Raw genomic sequence first — 21,792 nt, forward strand, 5'->3', positions numbered from 1 at the left:
AGAGAAATCACAAAAAATTCAGAAGGATAAGCCGCGATAGTCATAGCATGTCAATACGCGACGGTCTACCATTCCGCCATCATCATGCATAAACGCTTACGCACGTTTGGCGACCATAAAACCAAGGGGTATCTATGACCGTCCAAAACCAGAATCAATTGACAAAAGATCGAAGAGGGCAATGGATTGCAGGATTGGTTGCAGCAGCGTTCTTTATGGAAAATTTGGATGCAACTGTTATAACCACGGCTTTGCCACAAATGGGCCTGACGTTTCAAACGGATCCTGTCAATATCAATATTGGTATTAGTGCTTACATGTTGACGCTGGGGGTCTTTATACCCGCAAGCGGATGGTTGACAGACCGTTATGGGTCGCGGCGTATGTTTTCGCTGGCTGTGCTGATTTTCACCTTCGCCTCGCTTTTATGCGGTTTATCCACCAATCTATCAATGTTTGTCGGATGCCGCGTTCTGCAAGGTGTGGGGGGCGCCATGATGGTGCCGGTGGGACGACTGGTTGTGTTGCGTCAGACACCGAAGGAACGTCTTGTGCAGGCGATAGCGCTGTTGACATGGCCGGGACTTGTTGCACCGGTTTTGGGGCCGCCCATTGGTGGGGTCATAGCGCAATACACCCATTGGAGTTTGATTTTCTACCTCAATATTCCCATCGGTTTGGCAATACTGGTTTTAAGCCTGAAACTTTTCCCCGATGAACGGGTGAGAGAACCAAAAGCTTTCGATCTGTCAGGTTTTTTATTGACGGGGCTGGGGTTGGCATTATTGCTTTTTGCGGCGGAAGAGATTGGCGGAAAAAACGGCATCACCATACAGGTGATTTCATGCTTCTGCGCTGGTTCGGTCATTCTTGCGCTCAGCGTATTGCACTTACAGCGGGCGAAAGCACCGCTGGTTGCATTGGACGCTCTACGGTATCGCACTTTCGCTGTTTCCGTTTATGGCGGAACAATTTTCCGTATGACGGCCAATGCCGTGGTTTTCATTTTGCCTTTGATGGCCCAGCTTGCAATGGGCTATACTCCAACACAGGCCGGTCTGCTTCTTATGCCGATATTCATTGGCAATCTTGCAATCAAACCGTTTACAACGCCGTTAATGCGCTATTTCGGTTTCAGGAATACTCTGATCTGTAATTGTATCCTGAATGCCTTGTTCCTTGCCTCTTATGGCTTATTCTCGGCGCAATCACCTTTATGGCTGATGATTGTGGTTTTGACGCTCAGTGGAGTATTCCGCTCCATCCAGTTTACGGCGCTCAACACGATCGCGTTTGCCGACGTCCCGTCAGACCGAATGAATGGCGCCAATACTTTGTTTTCAACAGTTTTCCAACTGGGCATAGGGTTGGGTATTGCCTTAGGCGCTATAAGCCTGCGTGCAGGTTCTGCGATAACCGGTTTGCCCCTTGAGGCATCGGTCGCACCGTTTCAGCTGGCACTTTATCTGGTAGCAATCCTGAGTATTTTTCCACTATGGGGCATTTTACGTTTGGAACATGGTGCAGGAGATCTTGTCGCCGGTCGTGCGAACAGGTAAATAGCAGCAAGCCAATATGGTCGCTTTCGGGAACAAAGCGTATGACAGCTCTAAAGACAGGGTAGGTGTCGCTTATAATGACAACAGATCAAATACTGGCTTTTTCCGTTATCGGATTGATGATGGCGGTGTTTATATGGGACCGCTTTCGCTACGATGTTGTCGCGGTGTGCGCTTTGCTGCTTTCATGTGCGGTTGGCATCGTTAGCCCTAAAGAAGCATTTGCCGGTTTTAGCGATGATATTGTAATCATCGTTGGCAGTGCTCTGCTTGTCAGTGCGGGCGTTGCCCGTTCTGGTGTCATGGAGCTGATAATCCAGCGCATCTGGCCAGATATCAAATCGGTCCGGATCCAGCTGATCTTTCTGGTTCTCATGGTGACGGTTCTCTCGGCATTTGTTAAAAACATCGGTGCCTTGGCGATCATGTTGCCGATCGCGTTTCAGTTCGCCCGTCGGTCCAATGTCTCTCCATCTGTCTTCCTGATGCCCATGGCTTTTGGCGCTCTTCTTGGCGGTTTGATGACACAAATCGGCACATCGCCCAATGTTGTCGTTTCCGCCATGCGTGAAAGGCTGGTGGGAGTGCCGTTTACGATGTTTGATTTTACGCCTGTCGGTGCGACGGTTGCAGCTGTGGGTGTGCTTTATCTGGTGTTCTTTTCTTGGCTTGTGCCTGTCCGTACCCGCTCCGATGGCGGTGCCGATGATGGTATCGCGATAAGGGATTACATTTCGGAAGCGCGTGTGGCCGCTAATTCGCCCGTTGTCGGAAAAAGCATTTCCGACCTGGTTAAGCCTTCGGCAGGCGATGTCATGGTTCTGCAGGTTATCCGCAACAAGAAGCCGATATCACCCCTGCCGGATTTTGTTCTATCTGAAGGCGATATGGTTTTGCTTGAGGGCACCCACACAGCACTCGATCTCGTCATCAATTCCGCTCGGCTCGAGCTTTCGACCGGTCGTGATATCTCCAGCGGCGATAAAGACAGCCAGCTCGACATCGTTGAGGCGGTTATAACCGATAACTCGCCTTTGATCGGTATTACCGCCAAGCGGCTGGCTTTGTTCGACCGTTACGATGTCAATCTGTTGGCGTTAAGCCGCCAGCATGAGCGCGTACGCGAACGCTTGGGGGAAATAGTTTTCCGTTTGGGTGATGTGGTGGTTTTGCAGGGCAGGGATGATATGATTCCCAATCTATTGCGCGAATTGAAGTGTCTCCCTTTGGCCAAACGCACCATTATGTTTGGCAATTTGCGCCGCGGCCTTGTTCCATTAGGTATCTTATTGGTGGCCATTTTGGCAACAGCCTTACAAATCGTGCCAGTTGCGCTGGCATTTTTTGCTGCTGCCGTGGCTATGGTGGTTTTTCGTGTCATACCCGGTCGCGATGTCTATCAGGCGCTTGACGGCAAAATACTCGTCATGCTTGCCGCCCTCATTCCCGTCAGTGAAGCGCTGGAAAAAACCGGTTGTACGGATATTATCGGGCATTGGCTAAGTGTTTTTGCCTCATCATTGCCGCCCTTTGGCGCATTGGCGGTCATTTTAGTCGCTGCCATGCTTGTGACACCTTTTCTCAATAATGCAGCTACCGTTATGGTTATGGCTCCGATTGCTTCCAGTTTTGCTGCTTCGCTCCATTATAAGCCCGAGGCGTTTTTGATGGCCGTGGCCATCGGTGCCGGCTGTGATTTTCTCACGCCGATCGGGCACCAATGCAATATGCTGGTTATGGGCCCCGGTGGTTACAGATTCAGTGACTATCCGCGTCTCGGTGCACCGCTATCGGTTTTGATTGCTGTGGTTTCCGTTCCGATGTTGATGTGGGTGTGGCCGCTACAATGATTGGTATGGCACTCTTAAAACTTAAACTCAAACAGGCGAAAAGCCAGGTTAAAGCCAGCTGGAAAGATGCCCTTTGCGCTGGTGTGGCCGCAGGCTTGGCGTGGTTTGTATCCGCGCATCTCTTGGGCCACGAACATCCCATCTATGCTGCTATGACGGCTTTGATTTGTCTGGCACCCGGCTTGCCGAGCCATGGGCGGCAGGCAATGTATGTGCTGACCGGCGTTCTGACGGGTGTGGTTGTCGGCGAATTGACGCTTTTATTGCCACCTATGCCGACAGAAGTTCGTATAGCTCTGGTGGGGTTTGCCGGGCTTACGCTTGCATCGGCTTATGCAATTGTGCCAGCCATCATCATTCAGGCTGGTATTTCGGCCGTCATGGTTTTTGCGCTTGGTGCAGATGTTGCCGGTTGGACGCGGGTCATTGACGTTGCGGTCGGTACATCGATCGGTCTGATTTTTAGTCAGGTTCTATTTACACCCGACCAGTTAAAAACATTGCGGCTGGCGGTTGAACGCTTTTTCAAGGAGCTTGCGTCGAATTTCACATTGGCTGCCGATGCGCTCGAAAAACGCAATACGACAGCCGCTATCCAAGCCATGAAAAGTTGCGGACGCACCCATGTGGCACTTGTCGGATTGATTGCGGCTATTGATGTCGCGCGTAACAATGCGCGTTGGACGCTGCGGGGTAGATTGTCCTCGCGCGAGGTGGCCTCTATGTCGGCGCGTTATGATCAATCCGGCATCCGACTCTACGCATCGTCACTCTTGTTTTGTGAAGCGATGGTCAGCGCGGTACGAAAACAACGCGAGCAGCCACCCGAATGGCTGGTTGATGCGCTACGGCTTGCCGCCACCAATTGCCGCTATCTTGCCGGTGAGGGCAAGGAAGGGGAAGACTTTGTGTTTCCCGACCGTTCATCGCGCGAGGAAGCGCCGATGACATGGCGCGAATGCGTGATCGATATTGAAATGGTAGAAAACACGCTGGCGCGTTTTTATAAAAGCAAAACCCGCAAAAGCAGACTTTCGGCATTCCGAAAAAAACAGATACTGGATGCCGTGCGGGCGGAGGTACAGGGCCGCAAGCCGGCAGATAATGTGGCTCTGGTCGAGGATATGGACAACAAACCATGAATTTCGCGAAAGCGGCCTCGGTGGCTTTTTTCTTGATTAGGGCTACCATCTTTGCAAAATTGTGCGTAAAAGCGCTCAAAAGCTAAATTTTTACAGGACAGACTGATGTCGGACGACAGTTTTATTCGTGAAGTCAATGAGGAACTCCGTCAGGAAAAGGCCAGGGCCTTGTGGGGCCGCTATGGCCCGATATTGATATTGGCAGCGGTTCTTCTGGTTTTGGCTACCGGTGCCTATCAGATTTTCAGTTATTGGCAGACAAGCAAAGCCGGAAAAATCGGCGATACCTACCTGTCCAGTCTGGATTTGGCGCAAGCGCAGAATTTCGACGAAGCGTTGAAAAAACTCGATGAAGTCCAAAACTCCGATTTTGGCGGCTATCCGACTTTAGCCGAACTGCGCAAGGCGTCGCTTGCGATGGAACAGGGTGATGCGGCAAAAGCCGTTGCGGGTTTTGATGCTGTTGCAGCAAACAAAAACGCACCTGAAATGTTGCAAAAGGTTGCCAAGGTGCGTGCGGCCTATATCCTTGTTGATAGCGGTACATTCGAAGATGTCGAAAAACGGGTCAAGGATATGGCCAATGATGTTGATTCGATGCGTATGTCTGCGCGCGAAGCGCTTGGTTTATCCGCTTATAAAGCAGGTAAGATAGATGATGCGGTTTATTATTTCCAAAAAATCGCCGATGAAGGTCTCGCAGGGACCAAAACAACAGAACGTGCACGCATGATGCTGGATATTATTCATGGCACTGGCCAGGCGGCAAAAGGATAAGTTATGGGTTTGACCATTGCCATTATCGGACGGCCGAATGTCGGCAAATCCACCTTGTTCAACCGTTTGGTCGGGCAGCGTTTGGCTTTGGTTGATGATACGCCCGGTGTCACGCGGGATCGTCGGATGCACGCAGCCAAGTTGCAAGACCTGCGATTTGATGTCATCGACACGGCGGGTCTTGAAGAAGCGACCAATGATTCGCTGGAAGGGCGCATGCGCGCGCAAACAAGAGCAGCAATCGAAGAAGCTGATCTCATCCTGTTTGTGCTCGACGCAAAAAGCGGCATGACACCGAGTGATCTCACCTTCGCCTCGCTTGTACGCAAATCGAGTAAACCGATTGTTCTGGTCGCCAACAAGGCGGAATCGAAAGAGGCGACGGCTGGCTTTTATGAGGCATGGTCCCTGGGACTTGGAGAACCGTGCCCGATTTCGGCAGAACACGGGTTGGGGATGTCCGATCTGCGTGACGCGATTGTGGAAGCTGTTGGTGAAGACAGAGCCTTTGAAAAAATTCGCGAGGAAGAGCGCGCACGCATAGAGCCAGCCTCCATTGGTGACGACATCGACGACCCCGAGGCTGAAGAGCCTACCTATGATGCGACAAAGCCGATCCGCATTGCAATTGCCGGTCGGCCAAATGCCGGAAAATCCACATTGATCAACACAATGGTGGGCCAGGACCGCTTGTTGACAGGGCCGGAAGCGGGCATCACCCGCGACTCTATCTCGGTTGATTGGGAATGGCGCGGCCGAAAGGTCAAACTCTTCGATACTGCTGGTTTGCGACGTAAGGCGAAGGTGCAGGAAAAGCTCGAAAAGCTGTCGGTCGCCGACACGTTGCGTGCTATTCGCTTTGCCGAGGTGGTTATCATTGTTCTTGATGCAACAATTCCGTTTGAAAAACAGGATTTGCAAATCGCCGATCTCGTCATCCGTGAAGGGCGTGCGCCCATCATCGTCTTCAATAAATGGGATTTGATTGAGGACCGTCAGGAAACATTGGCGGAACTTCATGAAAAATGCGCGCGGCTTTTGCCACAGGTTCGTGGTCTGCGCGCGGTGCCTATTTCCGGCGAGTTCGGGCAGGGGATAGATCGTTTGATGGAAAACATCGAATTGGTCCACCGTGTCTGGAACCGCCGTATATCGACCGGCAAGCTCAACCGTTGGCTTGAAGGTGTCATAGCGCACCATCCACCTCCGGCAGTGTCCGGCCGTCGCTTGAAGATAAAGTATATGACACAGGTGAAAACAAGACCGCCCGGTTTTGTCATTTCGTGTTCGCGACCAGATGCTATGCCGCAATCCTATTTGCGGTATCTTGCCAATGCCTTGCGCGATACTTTTGATATGCCAGGGGTGCCAATAAGGCTGTCCATGCGCACATCGGACAATCCATTTGCCGGCCGCGCTAAGAAACGCTAAGCTTGTAATGTCTATGGAAAAAAATGTACCGGGCCTTTTTGTAAAGCCCGGTACATTTTTGTTTTGATGATCGTTTTACTTCAGACCCGACAAGCGATCCGTCAGGCAGATTGATGTCTTCACACCTGAACATCAGCGTCGTAATAACATGTTTGCCCGGCATCAAAAGCTTGCAGGAATTGCTCATGTTTTTGCAAGAAAAAATGATAAAAAACACTGTTTTCCAATTTTTAAGATAGATTAATAAATATCAATGAGGATTTGTCGTGGAGCTATCAAAACCAGCATTTCAGCGTTAACCATTTCCTTTTGTTAATTAAAAATTAAGCAATAAAATCAACGAATAAGGCCATTTCTGTTAACCTTAAATAAAGGTTGATAGGCCATTCTGACGCCAGAGGAAAAGTTGTTTCCTTTTTGTTTTTGCGTAAGTGTATATGCGTTGGAGTGGTGTGGTGTTTGAAGTGTCTTTGATACCGTCTTTGCGCCGTCATGGTGACAAGGATCAGCGGCGTGAAACGCTTCGCACCGCATCCACCTATTATATGCCGGAGGGGCGGTTTTATGCCGCTCCGGTTATCTTGAAACAGAAAAAACGTAACCGTCATGTCTTGCCTGTTTTCCTTGGGCTTGGCCTTTCCGCGGTTTCGGTGTCATCATTACAAAAGCCGGAAACGGCCGAGCTGTTGGCGGAAAATACCACAGTATTTGCCCGCTCAACCGTTCAGGACAATTCAGTTATGCCTGAAGGCGTCGATCCGATGACAACGGCAAGTACAACTTTGTCGCAGCGTTATCAGGCATTGCCTTTGACGGCGGAAAATGCCGGTGGAAAGCTTGGTATCACCGATCCAAATCCGGATGAAAATCGTGTCAATCGCGATGAAAAAACAGCTGGCCTCAATACCCATGAAAGCAATGCACTTCCTGATCTTGCCAAGCCCAAAATGCAACGTGTATCGGTTCAGATGGCACCGCAGTCGAAAGGCGGCAAGCATCTTGCTTCGCTAACAGCGCCCCGTAATGGTAAAGCGCCGATGAAGGTTGCCATGGCCATTGTGCCGCCGCAAAAGAAAATAACCGCAAAGCTGCCGGTTCCCAAGGTGCTTGCGTCGCTGGTGACAAATGAACAGGCAGATGTGCTGGCTCTCGGCTATGCTCCTACGGCTGCCAAGGTTGATACCTCTCCATTTGATAGCGTGATGTCTGACACAAGAATCGAAGGGCAAGGAACAGGACGGTTCATACCTCCTATCGGCGAAAAAGACCATGCTTGGGCGGCAACACCTTTGCCCGCAGCTGCATTTTCGACCGGTGAACAAAAATGCCTGGCTGAGGCAGTCTACTTCGAAGCACGGGGAGAATCGGTCAAAGGGCAAGCAGCTGTTGCACAGGTGGTGTTGAACCGGGTTCGCAATCCTGCATATCCAAAATCGATTTGCGGCGTTGTTTATCAAAATACCAATTGGCGCAACCGTTGCCAGTTTTCATTTGCTTGCGACGGTAAGAAGCATCAAATTTCTGAAATACCGCAATGGACGGTTGCCCAGCAGGTTGCAAAGGCTGTTTCAGCGGGCCAGATATGGCTGCCCGAAGTCGGTTCTGCCACCCATTATCACGCAACCTATGTTCGTCCGCGTTGGGCCCGTTCCATGGTCAAGGTGGATAAGATCGGCTTGCATATTTTTTATCGGACCAAGGGCGGCGGTTGGAGTTAAAGTGGTTAGCCGGCAGGTTGTAGTAAAAATGTTTGGAAACAATGGCTTAAATAGATTTTTGCATGATGGGAAAAGCGCCTCAAAGCGCTTTTTTGGTTTGTGCGGTCTTTTTTCGTTTAACGCTCACGAAGATTCCTTTTGATCGAAGGGCTTTGGCCGCTTGACGAATGGCTCCAGTAACAATATGTTGCGCGCGACTTTAGAGGTCAGACCTTGACTTTGCTTTTGGATTAAGGGGCCAGCTATGGCGAAGGGTGATAAACCTGTTAAGCCGGAGAGGGGAGCCGAAGGACACGGGCAGAGTTCTGGTTCTCAGCCTTTGGATCTGGAAACCCGTCGCCGTAATTTGGAGACGGAGCTGGCACGTAAGGGCGTGCTGCGCAAGCCGGAGCCAGTGAGCCGGGAGGATGGGCCGCCCAAAGGGACGGCGCAGGCGGTAAAGCTGTCCAGTGAATTTCTGGCCGGTGTTATTGTCGGTGTTGTGTTGGGGCTCGGGTTTGATCAGCTGGTGGGGACATCACCATGGGGACTGATTATCTTTCTGTTCCTCGGTTTTGCTGCCGGTGTGTTGAATATATTGCGGTCTGTGGGGCATGTGCCTCCCAGTCAATTAGGGCAACGTGGCGCTTCGCGCCAAGATAAAGGGACCGACAGGTCCGAATAGACGAGGTTAAGGTGGCAGCACACGGTCCAGATCCTATCCATCAGTTCGAGGTTTCACGGCTGATCAACATTCCTGTCGGGAATATGGATCTGTCATTCACCAATGTATCGCTTTTCATGGTGGTGACAGTGGTTCTATCGGCAATATTCCTGTTTGCTTCATCGTCAAGCCGCGGGCTCATTCCGACGCGCATGCAGTCGGTTTCGGAAATTGCCTATGAGTTTGTTGCCAAAACACTGCGTGATTCGGCGGGCTCGCAAGGTATGCGGTTTTTCCCGTTGGTATTCTCGTTGTTCATTTTCATTCTTGTTGCCAACTTTATCGGTTTGTTTCCGTATTTTTACACCGTCACATCGCAAATCGCCATCACCTTCGCATTGGCCATGCTGGTTATTCTGACGGTTGTTGTTTACGGTTTTTTCAAGCACGGGTTGGGCTTTCTTAAACTGTTTGTACCCTCAGGTGTGCCGATCATCATCATTCCGCTGGTCACGTTGATCGAGGTTATTTCATTTTTGTCACGTCCGATCAGTCTTTCGGTTCGTTTGTTTGCCAACATGCTGGCTGGCCATATCACCTTGAAAGTATTTGCCGGTTTTGTTGTCTCAATGGTGGGGATGGGGGCTGTCGGTGTCGGCGGTTCGATTTTACCACTTATCATGACTGTGGCCATCACTGCCCTTGAAGTTCTTGTGGCGTTTCTTCAGGCTTATGTCTTTACCGTTTTGACCTGTATGTATCTCAATGATGCGGTGCATCCTGGACATTAATAACACTGGTGAAATCTCACCAAATAAAATTGCGAATTCGCTTTAAAGGAGAATGACATGGAATTAGCACTCGCAGCAAAATACATCGGCGCTGGTCTTGCCTGCTTTGGTATGGCTGGTACGGCTCTCGGTCTCGGCAACATTTTCGGTAGCTTCCTTTCGGGTGCACTTCGTAACCCGTCAGCAGCAGATAGCCAGTTTGGCCGTTTGGTATTCGGCTTCGCCGTGACAGAAGCTTTGGGCATCTTCTCATTGCTTATCGCTCTTTTGCTCCTGTTTGCTGTTTAATCTATTTTAAACGCGAATGCCTGTTGCGCTTGTCGCAACAGGCATTGCTGCCTGCTACCACATGGAAGCAGTGCTTAAACAAGAGTTGATAAATACCGGTTCTCTATGAGAGCTTAATGACTCGTAGGTTCTTTAAGAGCCCTAGTAGCCGATTGAAGGATAAGACAGGATGTTTATATCCAGCGCTTATGCACAAACTGCCGAAACACCGATTGAGCGTATCGAAGACGCGGTGCAGCACGCCGACCGTGTATTCCCACCGTTTGACTTTTCGCATTTCGGATCGCATCTATTTTGGCTTATCATCTGTTTCGGCCTGTTTTATTTCTTCATGTCACGGGTCATCGTTCCGCGTATTGGCGGGGTTATTGAAACCCGTCGGGACAGGATTGCTTCCGATTTCGATCAGGCAGCACGTATGAATCAGGAACGCGAAAGCGCAATTGAAGCCTATGAGCGTGAATTGGCCGAAGCGCGTTCCCGTGCCCATGCCATCGCCCAGACGGCCAATGAAGAGGCGAAGGCCAAAGCCGAGGCTGAGCGTAAGGCGACGGAAGCGAGCTTGGATAAAAAGCTTGCCGATGCTGAAAGCCGTATCGCCAAAATACGCGATAAAGCGATGCAGGATGTCGGAAGTATTGCAGAAGAAACCGCCGTTGAAATCGTGCGTGAATTGATTGGTTCATCGGTCAGTTCGTCGACAGCCAGTGCGGCTGTCAAAGCTGTCCGCAATTAAAGGAGCATTACGATGACAGATACATTTTGGGCTCTCATTGGTCTGCTTCTTTTTATTGCCATTCTGGTTGCCATTAAGATACCTGGAAAAACCGCGGCTTTTCTGGATGATCGTGCGCGCCGCATCAATGACGAGCTTGAAGAAGCCCGTCGCATGAGAGAAGAAGCCCAGCAGGTCTTGGCCGAGTATCAGCGCAAGCGCGCTGAGGCTGAAAAAGAGGCAGAAGATATTGTTGCCGCCGCCAAGCGTGAAGCTGCGTCACTTGCAGAAGAAGCCCGTAAAAAGACTGAAGATTATGTTGCCCGTCGCAACAAATTGGCGGAACAGAAGATCTCTCAGGCTGAAGCGGAAGCCGTATCTGCAGTCAGATCTTCAGCGGTTGATTTGGCTGTTGCAGCTGCTAGCGAAATCATCAATAGAGAGTTGGACGCTAAGAAGGCGGATAGTCTTATTAAGCTTTCGCTTAATGAAGTTAAAACTCGTATGAACTGAGTTTAGATGCCTACATAGTTTTCAAAAACCACGCTTTCAGCGTGGTTTTTTTTAACTCTATTTTTAGCATCTTGTCTTTATTTGATACAAAAGATTTCGCTTGTCATCAAACCTTCATCATCGTGTCACACTGATAGTTTAGCAACGTTTACGGAGCGGTCACGGTGTTTAATGTCGAACGAAGGTTCTCGAATGTCCGTGTTTGCCCATCATCCATTCCGTTCGGTTGTTGGAACCGGGCGGGCATTGTCCAGAGGAATAGACATGTATAAAGCAGGCGATATTGTTAAGTTGAAATCGGGCGGGCCTTCAATGACTGTTGATAAAATCAACAATAACAAGGTTTCATGTGTCTGGTTTAAAGATGAGCGTTTGAAAACAGCCGTTTTCCGCAAAGATACTTTGGAGCTGGTTGAAGGCGCAAAAAAGCCTGTAGCAAAATCAACGGCGAAAAACAGTGAAGGTCTTTAACAGCTATTTTTTTGAAAAATAGCCGTAAACGGACATTGTTTTTTTATCAGGAATATCGTCGTTTAAGCTGTATAAGCGATAAATGTTGAGGTATTCCGATCAAAAAGTCTTCCTGAGATAAGATTTTATCTCAGGACATAATTTATAGCGGCTGCCGGTTCTGGCATTGGTTTTTCAATAGCCGCGCAAATATCCCTTTCAATCATGACTGCCATTGCGTGAATGGGTAACGCGTTTTTAAGCTTGCCGAAAGGTTGTTCCAATTCATCGCTCAAAGCATCTAGACCAAAGAGCGTATAAGCGACCAGTAAGCTTGCCACCGGCGTCCACCAGCCCAATATATCCGTGAAGCCGAAGGGTATAAGAAAACAAAAAATATACGCGGTACGATGCAACAGCAAAGTGTAGGCGAATGGAACAGGCGTTGTATTAAGCCGTTCACATGCGGCTTGCGCTTCATTCAGCCTCTGCAGGCAGCCATCAAGCATCTGGAACTGGATATCACTCAGGCGGCTGCTTTTTTGTATTGCTGCTAGCCGACGAGCCATCTCATTGAGGATAAAAGATGGCTTGTTGTGGCTAAGCTCATAGCGCTCGATAAAATCAATGGGATATTCGGCCATGAGGGAAGGGATCGTCGTGCTGCCTTTAAGATGATTGACGAGGCTATGAGAAAAGCTCGAAGCCAATTCCAGTAAGACCTGTCGATTGTCCTTCCCATCGGTAAGAACATGCGTTTGACGGATAAGGTCGCGCGAGGACGAAACGATTTCCCCCCACACTTTACGCCCCTCCCACCAGCGGTCATAACAGGCATTGTTTCGGAAGCCGAGAAAGATCGATAGGGCAATACCCAGCATGGTGAAAGCAGTGGCATTGTTATAGGTCGGCACAATGTTGGGATAAAAGTGATGGGCTATAACGAGAGCGGTTGATAGCAGCAGAATGGCGATCAATTGTGGTGCGATGGTTGGCAATATGGAGCCTTGCAAAACAAAAAACAGCTGTAATATATTTGGACGTTGACGAATGATCATTTTGAAACTTCTGAATTGGAAGATATAGAGTTACGGTTTTGAAACGAAGCGTCATCGTTATGGCGATCATCCATATGCAAAGCAAGGTTGCTTTGTTCATTGGGCGAATGCATAAGCATTTTCGAGACCTCAAGCAAAAAGCGTGTAGCGACAAGCGGGAACCGCATCCACAGGTCAAACAGTCCACAGCACCGCTTTGAGCGCTTTTCGACCTGATTGCATCAGGCCAACGCGTCTCAAGCTTTTTATTTGTCGCGGTATCCTATCCGATTGATGTTTCACATCAATCGGGAACCGCTCTAGAGCAAATCTTCTTTTTTGGGGGCATAGATTTGCTCCAGATTTTTTATTTGTCGCATTGTCCAACGAAAAAGCTGAGTCAACTTTTTCTGGAAATGCTCTAAATCGCCAACTTCGAGAAATCAGCAACCCGACCGGTGACAGACCGGATGCGTTCGAGAAGCGCCAGCCTGTTAGCCCGCACCGCAGCATTATCATCATTGACAAGCACTTTATCGAAAAATGCATCAACTGGCTTGCGCAGAAGCGCCAGCGCGATCAAAGCACCGGAAAAATCAGCGGCGTCAATATGGGATTGTGCTTTGCTCTCTGCCTGTTTGATCGCTTCGAAAAGCAACTTTTCCTCAGCCTCAATGAACAAATCCGCATCCACCGTTTTAGCGATCGGGGTGGCCTTTTTCATTTCAGCTTCGAGAATATTGACGGCACGTTTTGTCCCCGCCAAAAGGTTTTCGCCATCATCGCCATTGATAAATGCGATCAGTGCTTCCACCCGCCGGGCAACCTGAAGCAAATCATCTGCATCGTTAGTCAAAACAGCGTCAATAGCATCATGGCGGGCACCTTCATCCTTCAGATAGACTTTCAGACGTTCGTGGAAGAAGGCTAGAAGGTCAATGAGAACAGGTTGCGTCTTATCGGCAATTTCGTGTTCCAGTTTCTTTTCTTCATTCTTCAACGCCAGTGAAACATCTTGTGCGCCATCGATATCTTTGGCCTGTTCTTCGTTAAGGCGTTGCTCAAATAACTCCAAGGCGCGTTCGACTGTATGACGAGAAAGCTGGGCAATCGCCTGCTGGAAAAGCGGCATTAAATTGATCGTCCAGTCGCGCGCCATAAGGAGGCGGATAACGCCGAGTGAAGCACGGCGCAACGCATAGGGATCCTTGGAGCCGGTGGGCTTTTCATCGATCAACCAGAAACCAACCAGAGTGTCGATTTTATCGGCCAATGCGACAGCGATAGCCACCGGTTCACGCGGAATGCGGTCTGTCGGGCCCTGGGGCTTATAATGATCTTCAATCGCTTCTGCTACTTTAGCATCTTCGCCTTGCAGCAATGCATATTTGCGACCCATAACGCCTTGTAATTCTGGAAATTCACCAACGGCTTCAGTCTGCAAATCAGCCTTTGCGAGAAGTGCGGCACGCTGAGCCAAATCTTCATCGGCATGTACCAATGGCGCGATGGTTTTCGCCAATGTGGCAATCCGCTCAACGCGTGCCCCTTGTGTCCCAAGTTTAGCGTGGAATGTCACCTTCAAATGGTCAAGCCGCGCCATGCGCTGATCGAGCGGTTTTTTAAGATCGAGGCCGAACTTTTCAGCCGACAATGTCAACCGTTCGATGTCAGGCAGATCATGCTGATCTGTTTGCCAGAAATATAGCGCATCAGACAAGCGTGCACGCACGACCTTGCCGTTGCCAAAGGCGATTTCTTTTCCATCATCACGGGCGATGATATTGGATACCAAAACAAAATGGTTGGAAAGCTTGCTGTCTTCGCCGTGTTTACGGGTAACAAAGCATTTTTGGTTGACGCGTATGGTCAACTGAATGATTTCAGGCGGAATGGCAAGAAACTCTTCCTCAAATTCCCCCATCAGAACGACCGGCCATTCCACAAGACCGGATACTTCATCAGCGAGGGCATCGTCCTCAACCAGTTCTAATCCCTTGGCAAAGCACAGGTTTCTTGCATCTGCGAGAATAATGTCTTTACGCCGTTCACCGTCGAGGATAACTTTTTCAGCTTCGAGGCGCGTGACATAGTCGTCAAAGCGTCGCACTTTGATCGGCTGACCGTCGCTGAGAAAGCGATGGCCATAGGTTAAGTTGTTGCTGTGAAGACCACCAACTTCAAAAGGAATAACTTCGGTCTCGCCCGTTTCCGGTCCAAAAACGCAAAGGATGTTCTGTAGTGGGCGCACCCATTTCAAAGCGTTGGCGTCAGACGATTGTTTGCCCCAACGCATCGATTTGGGCCATGGAAAATCACGCACAATATTGGGTATGATCTCTGCAATAATGTGTTCTGCGCTGCGTCCTTGTTTGATGATTTTTGCGACATAAAAATCACCTTTTTTAGGATCGCTTACAATTTCCGCTTCGCTGATATCGGAAAGACCGGCGGAGCGTAAAAATCCGGCAATGGCTTGTTCCGGCGCTTTGGTGCTTGGCCCTTTACGTTCTTCATGGACGTCTTTTGAGCGTGGTGTCAGGCCACGCAGATCCAGTGTCAGACGGCGCGGCGTCCAATATTCGCGTGCCGCTTCATAGGTCAAACCGGCATCGACCAATTGATTGGTGACAAGTTTTTTCAAGTCACCCGCAGCTTTTCGCTGCATGCGTGCGGGAATTTCCTCGCTGAAGAGTTCAAGAAGAAGATCGGGCATCAGGCTTCTCCGTTAAAATTTGCGCCACCGGCTTCGGTTAAAAGGAAAGCCTCTCCACAGCGGCGCGCCAGATCACGCACCCGCAAGATGTAGCTTTGTCTTTCCGTGACGGAGATGACGCCGCGTGCCTGCAATAAATTGAAAACATGGCTGGCTTTTATACACTGGTCATAGGCAGGCATGACACATAGGTGCAATCCACCAGCCGCATCGGGTGCGCCAGCGTCGAGAATAGCGGCACATTCGCGTTCGGCATCAATGAAGTGGCGGTGTAGGATATCCGTGTCGGCAAACTCGAAATTGAAACGGGAGTATTCCTGTTCTGCCTGCAGGAACACATCACCATAGCTGATACGATCCGCGCCTTCACCGCCGTTGAAATTAAGGTCATAGACATTGTCTACACCCTGAATATACATCGCCAAACGTTCCAAGCCGTAAGTCAGCTCGCCAGATACCGGTGAGCATTCAATACCGCAAACCTGCTGGAAGTAGGTAAATTGCGAAACTTCCATACCGTCACACCAGCATTCCCAACCAAGGCCCCAGGCACCCAGTGTCGGGCTTTCCCAGTCATCCTCGACAAAGCGGACATCGTGAAGCGTTGTATCTAGCCCGATAGCGCGTAACGAACCCAGGTAAAGATCCTGTAAATCCGGTGGTGACGGCTTCAACAGCACTTGAAATTGATAATAGTGCTGCAAACGGTTCGGGTTTTCGCCATATCGACCATCAGTCGGCCGACGGGAAGGCTGGACATAGGCCGCTTTCCAAGGTTTTGGCCCCAGCGAACGCAACGTTGTTGCGGGGTGGAATGTACCCGCTCCCACTTCCATGTCATAGGGCTGCAAAATAGCACAACCATATTGCGCCCAGTAATTCTGCAAGGTGAGAATGAGTCCTTGAAAAGAGCGTTTTGGATTTAGATGTTCGGGCAGGCTCACGGATTTACCCTTTGAAAGTTGATCAGAAAACAACCCGCAAATATATTTGCGGTCTTGGCAAAAGGTCTATTCTTTCAAGTGCTGATGGTCAAGGGAGGTGGCCGATCAAAACCGCAATATGCAAGCTTCGACCACCCTTTTGCCAAACATCTGTTTGTTCTATATCTTCAAGGTTGTCCGGCATCGGCTTTTTTATCATCTGCCGCAGCTGACGAAGTTTTGAGACCGGACTTCAGCTTTTGCTGTATTTTTTCCAGCTCTTCCGGTTCAGGTTTTCCTGCTATGGCATGGTTCCATTGAAACGTGGCTTCGAGCTTACGTCCTACCTGCCAGTAAGCATCTCCCAGATGATCGTTGATAGTTGGATCTTCAGGGCGCAACTTGATCGCGTTTTCAAGCGTTTTGACCGCATCATCATAACGCCCAAGTTTATAATAGGCCCAGCCAAGTGAATCGACGATGTAACCGTCCTGCGGTCGCAGATCGACTGCTTTTTTGACCATGTTCAAAGCTTCATCAAGCTTTTCATTGCGGTCGATCAGCGAATATCCAAGATAGTTCAACACCTGCGGCTGATTGGGAAACAGTTCAAGCGCCTTGCGGAAGTCCGGTTCCGCTTTGTCCCACTGTTTCAAACGTTCCTCGGCCATACCGCGCTGATAGAACATCAACCAATCTTCTTTTTGCGGCCGTTGAATCTGCGCGATTGCGCGATCCATAACACCTGCCGCTTTGTCAAATGCCTTGTCCTGCATGTAAATGCCGGCCAAGGCCATAGATATCCGCCGGTCTTCCGGAAATTCCTTTTCAAGCGCTGTTAAATGGGTGATCGCTTCGCTGTTTTCACCAGAGTCCGAGAGGCTGAGTGCCAAACGCAGTTCGGCATCGCGGAAATACGGAGACTTGGCTGGTACTTCGCGATAGAGCGCAATGGCGCGGTTGTGCTCTTCAAGTTTTGAAGAAATATCGGCCAATTGGAATAAAGTCGCATCGTTTTTGGGGCGCAAAGCCAAAGATAATTGCAGGAAGATGCGTGCAAATGCTTCTGCACCGCCACGATTGATGGCTGTGCCCAAATCATACAAGACTTCGCCTGCGCCTTCCTGAGGCGTTTTTACAAGCATGTCGATAGTACCGCCTTTTTCGACCTTTTGACGTATGTTCTTCAAGGCATCGCGGCCTGAAAGAAGCTTTTCGCCTTCACGCAAGGTTTTCAGCGCGTCTTCGCGCTGTTTGTTGCGCAGCTGAAATGAAGCATAGGCGACGATAACACGCTCATATGTATCGGGTGCGGCAACGCCACCCTGCTGGTCGTTGAGTGCCTGATTAAAATATCTCGCGGCTTCCTGTTTGCGGCCGGCAAGATCACTCATCAAAGCCAGATGATAGCTTAAGAAAAGGTCATACCAGACAGGGCCGAGAAGCTTTTTTACCTCGTCAATGGCTTGGGTGCGGTTGCCCCGCCCAAAGGTCGCCCATGCGCCCATCAGGCCGGCTGCAAGCGTATCCATATCCGATGGTTGGGTAAACTTCAGCTCGGTTTTGGCGCTATTGTAACTTTTCTTTATAAATGCATCGCTTGCCAATGTCAGCCTTACAAAACGGTCGACATCACTATTGCCTTTGAGTTTTCGCGCCTGTGCTACGGCCTCTTTGAAGTCGCCTACCGAAAGCAGCGTTAAAAGCATATCCTGTTGCATGGGGACATTGTCGGGTTCGTAGGCAAGCGCCTGTTTGAAATAGGCGACAGCAAGATCCATGTGGTTATCACTGCCTGCAACGCGTCCTGCAAGATAGGCACCGGCGAAAGAACCTGCCTCGGCTGCTTCCTCTTTTTTGGCTATGGCGGTCGATGTCATAAGCATCGTTCCCGCAGTCAAAAGCGCAATGAGGCGGGTTACTTTTGCACGCTGCATAGGCATGATCCTTTTCCACATTCAAATAGGCTAGCGATTCTTATAGGACATAATCGGCCAATTTGTGGAAAAATATCCTGATCTGTTGATAAATTTTGTGCGAAGCTTAATTGACGCGCGAAATACAAAAATCGATTACTTCAAGCAACGCATCCTTTTCTGTGCTGGGCCTGATCGGTGCCAAGGCAGATGACGCCTGGGCACCGTAGCTGCGTGCTTTAACAATCGTGTCGCTCAAACTATTATGCTTCTTCATGTAAGATAACGCCTGTTCAAGCGCTGCATCATCATTTTCGCCCGCTTCCAGAGACTGTTTCCAAAAAGCCTTTTCTTGCGCGTCGCCGCGTGCGTAGGCAAGGATGACCGGCATGGTGATTTTACCCTCGCGGAAATCATCGCCGGTATTTTTTCCAAGGTTCTCAGCATTGCCGCCGTAATCAAGCGCGTCATCAACGAGCTGGAACGCAAGACCGAGGGCTGTACCATAGTCACGAAGCGCGGCGCGCTCTTTTTCACCAAGACCTGCAATAATCGGCCCGACCTCTGCGGCAGCTGAAAAAAGTGCCGCTGTTTTGGCATTGATAACCTTGAGGTACTCTTCTTCGGTCGTTTCCATATGCTTGGCGGCAGCAAGCTGCATGACTTCGCCTTCCGCGATAACGGCGGCTGCATTGGCAAGCACGGACAGTGCATCCATGGAACCAACCTCAACCATCATCTTGAAGGCTTGCCCTAGCAGAAAATCTCCAACGAGAACACTGGCCTGATTGCCCCAGATCATCCGGGCTGTGGATTTGCCGCGGCGCATATCACTTTCATCAACCACATCGTCATGAAGAAGCGTTGCCGTGTGCATAAATTCGACAGAGGTTGCAAGTTTGACATGTCCTTCGCCGTCATAGCCAAACATGCGGGCAGAGGCCAAGGTCATCATCGGACGCAATCTTTTTCCGCCTGAAGAAATCAAATGGTTGGATACTTCCGGTATCATGTCGACATCAGAGCCAGCCATGGATAGAATCAATTGATTGACGCGGTCCATGTCGGTTTTGGTGAGATCAATCAGCGGCTGGACAGAAGCCTGACTGTTCAATGTCTGATCCGGTTTTTTAGCAGCAACCAATGCGTTCACTCCTACAGCAATCCTGTATTTTCGGCCGCACCATAAAGAAGCGCGTGCGTCGACTCAAGCGTTCTTACCGGTTTAGATACCGCGTTTCTAACAATATTTTGGGAAAATAGCTTTTTTCGACTGCGACCGGGTGCCGCAATCGGCTAAAATATGGCAAATAGAATGTATGATAGAATTGATACGCACCAATGATGTGGTTTTGCTTTCTTTTGCCGAAAGCCTCATGAAAGAGGCAGGCATTGTCTATTTCATTGCCGATGCCCACACAAGTATTGCAGAAGGCTCTATGGGCTTTATCCAGCGGCGCTTTTTGGTTGACCAAAAGCGCGCGGACGAGGCGATACAGATCCTCGTTGATGCCGGTCTTTCAGACGAGCTGCGCGATGCCTGACTTTTCAGCCGAAACACATACAATCGACGAATTTCACCGCGGTGGATTTCAACTGGTGCAGCCGCGTGCCAATGGCCACCGTGCGGGAATGGATGCCATGCTGCTTGCCGGTCTTGTGCCACAAGGTTTCAGCGGTCATCTGGTCGATCTGGGTGCAGGAGCGGGGGCTGCGGGGTTCGCGGTTGCGTCGCGTTGCGAGAATGCGAAAGTAACATTGGTCGAGCGGTCGGCCTTTATGATGGAATATGCAAGAAAAAGCTGTGCCTTGCCGCATAATCTTCTGCTCAGCAAACGCATGCAACTGTTGCAAGCCGATGTAACATTGCGGGGAAAGGAACGGTCGCTGGCTGGCTTGGGTGATAATGCCTTTGATTTTGCTATTATGAACCCGCCTTTCAATCTTGCCTCGGACCGCCGTACACCAGATGATATCAAGGCTGAGGCGCATGTTATGCCGAAAGATATGTTTGAAAACTGGTTGCGTACCGCGGCCGCGATCGTGAAACCGGGCGGTTATGTCGGCATGATTGCGCGCCCCCAATCGCTGGAAGAAATACTCGCCGCACTTGATGGCCGTTTCGGAGCGGTAAAACTTATTCCGCTGCATCCGCGGGTGGAATCGGCTGCCATCCGACTTCTCGTTCATGCAAAACGTGCAAGCCGCGCACCGCTGGCTTTATTGCCGCCGCTTATCATGCACCAAAATGGCGGCCATGAGTTTATGGAAAGGGTAGACGCGGTCAATAATGGGCGCGGCAGCCTTTGGGATGTTTTTTAACGAAATCTTGCGTTTTGCGAATTAGTTCTTAAATGCAATTCGGGCCTGTCTGATTGACAGGCATGGCATTTTTTCGAGGAGTTCAAGTTTTGGCCGGTTTTCTTAAGCGTTTCATTCCACGTCGGTTTCGTTCCAATGCGGTGGAAATACCGGTGGTAAGGTTGCAGGGTATGATTATGGACGCCTCGTCGCCTTTGCGCCAAACCTTGTCGCTTGGCTCTTGTGCTGCTTTGTTGGAAAAAGCCTTTGCCGATAAAGAGGCGCCAGCGGTTGCGATCGCTATCAATTCACCGGGTGGTTCACCGGTGCAATCCCGTCTGATCTTTCGCCGCATTCGCGATCTGGCAGAAGAGAAAAACAAGAAGGTACTGGTCTTTGTCGAAGATGTTGCTGCTTCCGGCGGTTATATGATTGCTTGCGCGGGCGACGAGATATTCGCAGACCCGTCTTCGATTGTCGGTTCCATCGGCGTGGTATCCTCTTCATTCGGTTTTCCGGAACTTCTCAAAAAGATCGGCGTTGAAAGACGTGTTTATACAGCGGGTAAAAACAAGGTGTCGCTTGATCCATTCCAACCGGAGAAAAAAGCCGATATCGATCATTTGAAAGCCTTGCAACTTGAAATCCATGAGACATTCATCGGCATGGTCAAAGAGCGGCGCGGGGCCAAACTGAGAGATGATGACACGTTGTTTACCGGAATGTTCTGGACTGGAACCAAGGGTAAAGAGCTTGGTCTCGTCGATGAGCTGGCCGACTTGCGCTCGGTTATCAAAAAGCGCTACGGCAAGGATGCCAAGATGAAGTTGATTTCGGCCTCGCGCGGGCTTTTGGGGCGCAAGGCTCCAGCCGGAATTTCCGCTTCGATTGTCGGGGCAGCGGTTGACGGTGTTGTAGCTTCTGCACAAGAACGCACATTATGGTCGCGTTATGGCCTTTAGAGCCGTTCCCGATTGATATGAATCATCAATCGAATAAGATACCGCGACAAATCAACAGCT

The 21,792-nt window shown here is 50.0% G+C and carries 20 protein-coding genes; 15 read left to right on the plus strand and 5 right to left on the minus strand.

Going from position 1 to position 21,792, the window contains the following annotated elements; genetic code table 11:
- Positions 1-134 precede the first annotated feature (134 nt).
- From ACYSNS_RS04895 to ACYSNS_RS04950, 12 genes are all read left to right on the plus strand, one after another.
- A complete protein-coding gene (locus ACYSNS_RS04895; protein WP_461722029.1) occupies positions 135-1,559 on the plus strand; it encodes an MFS transporter in 1,425 nt (474 codons plus the stop codon).
- A 77-nt stretch (positions 1,560-1,636) separates the two neighbouring features.
- Positions 1,637-3,409 (plus strand): SLC13 family permease, encoded by a 1,773-nt coding sequence (locus ACYSNS_RS04900; RefSeq protein WP_461722030.1) that lies wholly within the window; start codon positions 1,637-1,639, stop codon positions 3,407-3,409.
- On the plus strand, positions 3,406-4,551 hold the full coding sequence (locus tag ACYSNS_RS04905) for an FUSC family protein (RefSeq protein ID WP_461722031.1): 1,146 nt from the start codon (positions 3,406-3,408) through the stop codon (positions 4,549-4,551). Before ACYSNS_RS04900 ends, ACYSNS_RS04905 begins: the two co-directional genes overlap by 4 nt.
- 105 nt (positions 4,552-4,656) lie before the next feature.
- Positions 4,657-5,328 (plus strand): tetratricopeptide repeat protein, encoded by a 672-nt coding sequence (locus ACYSNS_RS04910; RefSeq protein WP_461722032.1) that lies wholly within the window; start codon positions 4,657-4,659, stop codon positions 5,326-5,328.
- Between the two features lie 3 nt (positions 5,329-5,331).
- Positions 5,332-6,759: a ribosome biogenesis GTPase Der gene (gene der, locus ACYSNS_RS04915; protein ID WP_461722033.1), complete on the plus strand. Its 1,428-nt coding sequence runs from the start codon at positions 5,332-5,334 to the stop codon at positions 6,757-6,759.
- Between the two features lie 455 nt (positions 6,760-7,214).
- Positions 7,215-8,477, plus strand: a complete 1,263-nt coding sequence (locus ACYSNS_RS04920; protein WP_461722034.1) for a cell wall hydrolase — start codon at positions 7,215-7,217, stop codon at positions 8,475-8,477.
- Positions 8,478-8,721: 244 nt separating this feature from the next.
- Positions 8,722-9,141 carry an AtpZ/AtpI family protein gene (locus tag ACYSNS_RS04925; RefSeq protein WP_461722035.1) on the plus strand — a complete coding sequence of 140 codons (420 nt, stop codon included), beginning with the start codon at positions 8,722-8,724 and terminating at the stop codon, positions 9,139-9,141.
- Positions 9,142-9,152: 11 nt separating this feature from the next.
- Complete coding sequence (locus ACYSNS_RS04930; RefSeq protein ID WP_461722036.1) at positions 9,153-9,911, plus strand: F0F1 ATP synthase subunit A; 759 nt, start codon at positions 9,153-9,155, stop codon at positions 9,909-9,911.
- A gap of 57 nt (positions 9,912-9,968) precedes the next feature.
- Positions 9,969-10,199, plus strand: a complete 231-nt coding sequence (locus tag ACYSNS_RS04935; RefSeq protein WP_461722037.1) for a F0F1 ATP synthase subunit C — start codon at positions 9,969-9,971, stop codon at positions 10,197-10,199.
- A gap of 169 nt (positions 10,200-10,368) precedes the next feature.
- Complete coding sequence (locus ACYSNS_RS04940; RefSeq protein WP_461722038.1) at positions 10,369-10,935, plus strand: F0F1 ATP synthase subunit B; 567 nt, start codon at positions 10,369-10,371, stop codon at positions 10,933-10,935.
- Positions 10,936-10,947: 12 nt separating this feature from the next.
- The gene (locus tag ACYSNS_RS04945) at positions 10,948-11,427 is read left to right on the plus strand and encodes a F0F1 ATP synthase subunit B (protein ID WP_461722039.1); all 480 of its coding nucleotides are present in this window, start codon (positions 10,948-10,950) and stop codon (positions 11,425-11,427) included.
- A gap of 192 nt (positions 11,428-11,619) precedes the next feature.
- Complete coding sequence (locus ACYSNS_RS04950) at positions 11,620-11,898, plus strand: YodC family protein (RefSeq protein ID WP_461722040.1); 279 nt, start codon at positions 11,620-11,622, stop codon at positions 11,896-11,898.
- 125 nt (positions 11,899-12,023) lie between these two features.
- On the opposite strand, the gene ACYSNS_RS04955 is transcribed toward ACYSNS_RS04950, so the two are convergent.
- The 5 genes from ACYSNS_RS04955 to ACYSNS_RS04975 all read right to left on the minus strand — a co-directional run bounded on the left by ACYSNS_RS04955 (position 12,024) and on the right by ACYSNS_RS04975 (position 19,532).
- Positions 12,024-12,935: a bestrophin family protein gene (locus ACYSNS_RS04955; RefSeq protein WP_461722041.1), complete on the minus strand. Its 912-nt coding sequence runs from the start codon at positions 12,933-12,935 to the stop codon at positions 12,024-12,026.
- A 400-nt stretch (positions 12,936-13,335) separates the two neighbouring features.
- Positions 13,336-15,630: a glycine--tRNA ligase subunit beta gene (gene glyS, locus ACYSNS_RS04960; RefSeq protein WP_461722042.1), complete on the minus strand. Its 2,295-nt coding sequence runs from the start codon at positions 15,628-15,630 to the stop codon at positions 13,336-13,338.
- A complete protein-coding gene (locus tag ACYSNS_RS04965) occupies positions 15,630-16,574 on the minus strand; it encodes a glycine--tRNA ligase subunit alpha (RefSeq protein WP_461722043.1) in 945 nt (314 codons plus the stop codon). The genes glyS and ACYSNS_RS04965 overlap by 1 nt, the downstream gene beginning before the upstream one ends.
- A gap of 167 nt (positions 16,575-16,741) precedes the next feature.
- Entirely contained in the window at positions 16,742-18,490 is a 1,749-nt protein-coding gene (locus tag ACYSNS_RS04970; RefSeq protein WP_461722044.1) for a tetratricopeptide repeat protein, read from the minus strand.
- Between the two features lie 106 nt (positions 18,491-18,596).
- Positions 18,597-19,532, minus strand: a complete 936-nt coding sequence (locus tag ACYSNS_RS04975) for a polyprenyl synthetase family protein (RefSeq protein ID WP_461722388.1) — start codon at positions 19,530-19,532, stop codon at positions 18,597-18,599.
- A gap of 256 nt (positions 19,533-19,788) precedes the next feature.
- Between ACYSNS_RS04975 and ACYSNS_RS04980 the strand changes: the two genes are divergently transcribed.
- The 3 genes from ACYSNS_RS04980 to ACYSNS_RS04990 all read left to right on the plus strand — a co-directional run bounded on the left by ACYSNS_RS04980 (position 19,789) and on the right by ACYSNS_RS04990 (position 21,732).
- On the plus strand, positions 19,789-20,013 hold the full coding sequence (locus tag ACYSNS_RS04980; RefSeq protein ID WP_461722045.1) for a putative signal transducing protein: 225 nt from the start codon (positions 19,789-19,791) through the stop codon (positions 20,011-20,013).
- The gene (locus tag ACYSNS_RS04985) at positions 20,006-20,791 is read left to right on the plus strand and encodes a tRNA1(Val) (adenine(37)-N6)-methyltransferase (protein ID WP_461722046.1); all 786 of its coding nucleotides are present in this window, start codon (positions 20,006-20,008) and stop codon (positions 20,789-20,791) included. Before ACYSNS_RS04980 ends, ACYSNS_RS04985 begins: the two co-directional genes overlap by 8 nt.
- A gap of 89 nt (positions 20,792-20,880) precedes the next feature.
- Positions 20,881-21,732, plus strand: coding sequence for a S49 family peptidase (locus ACYSNS_RS04990; protein ID WP_461722047.1), 852 nt, complete (start codon positions 20,881-20,883; stop codon positions 21,730-21,732).
- Positions 21,733-21,792 lie beyond the last annotated feature (60 nt).

This window comes from Bartonella sp. LJL80, from assembly GCF_054871565.1.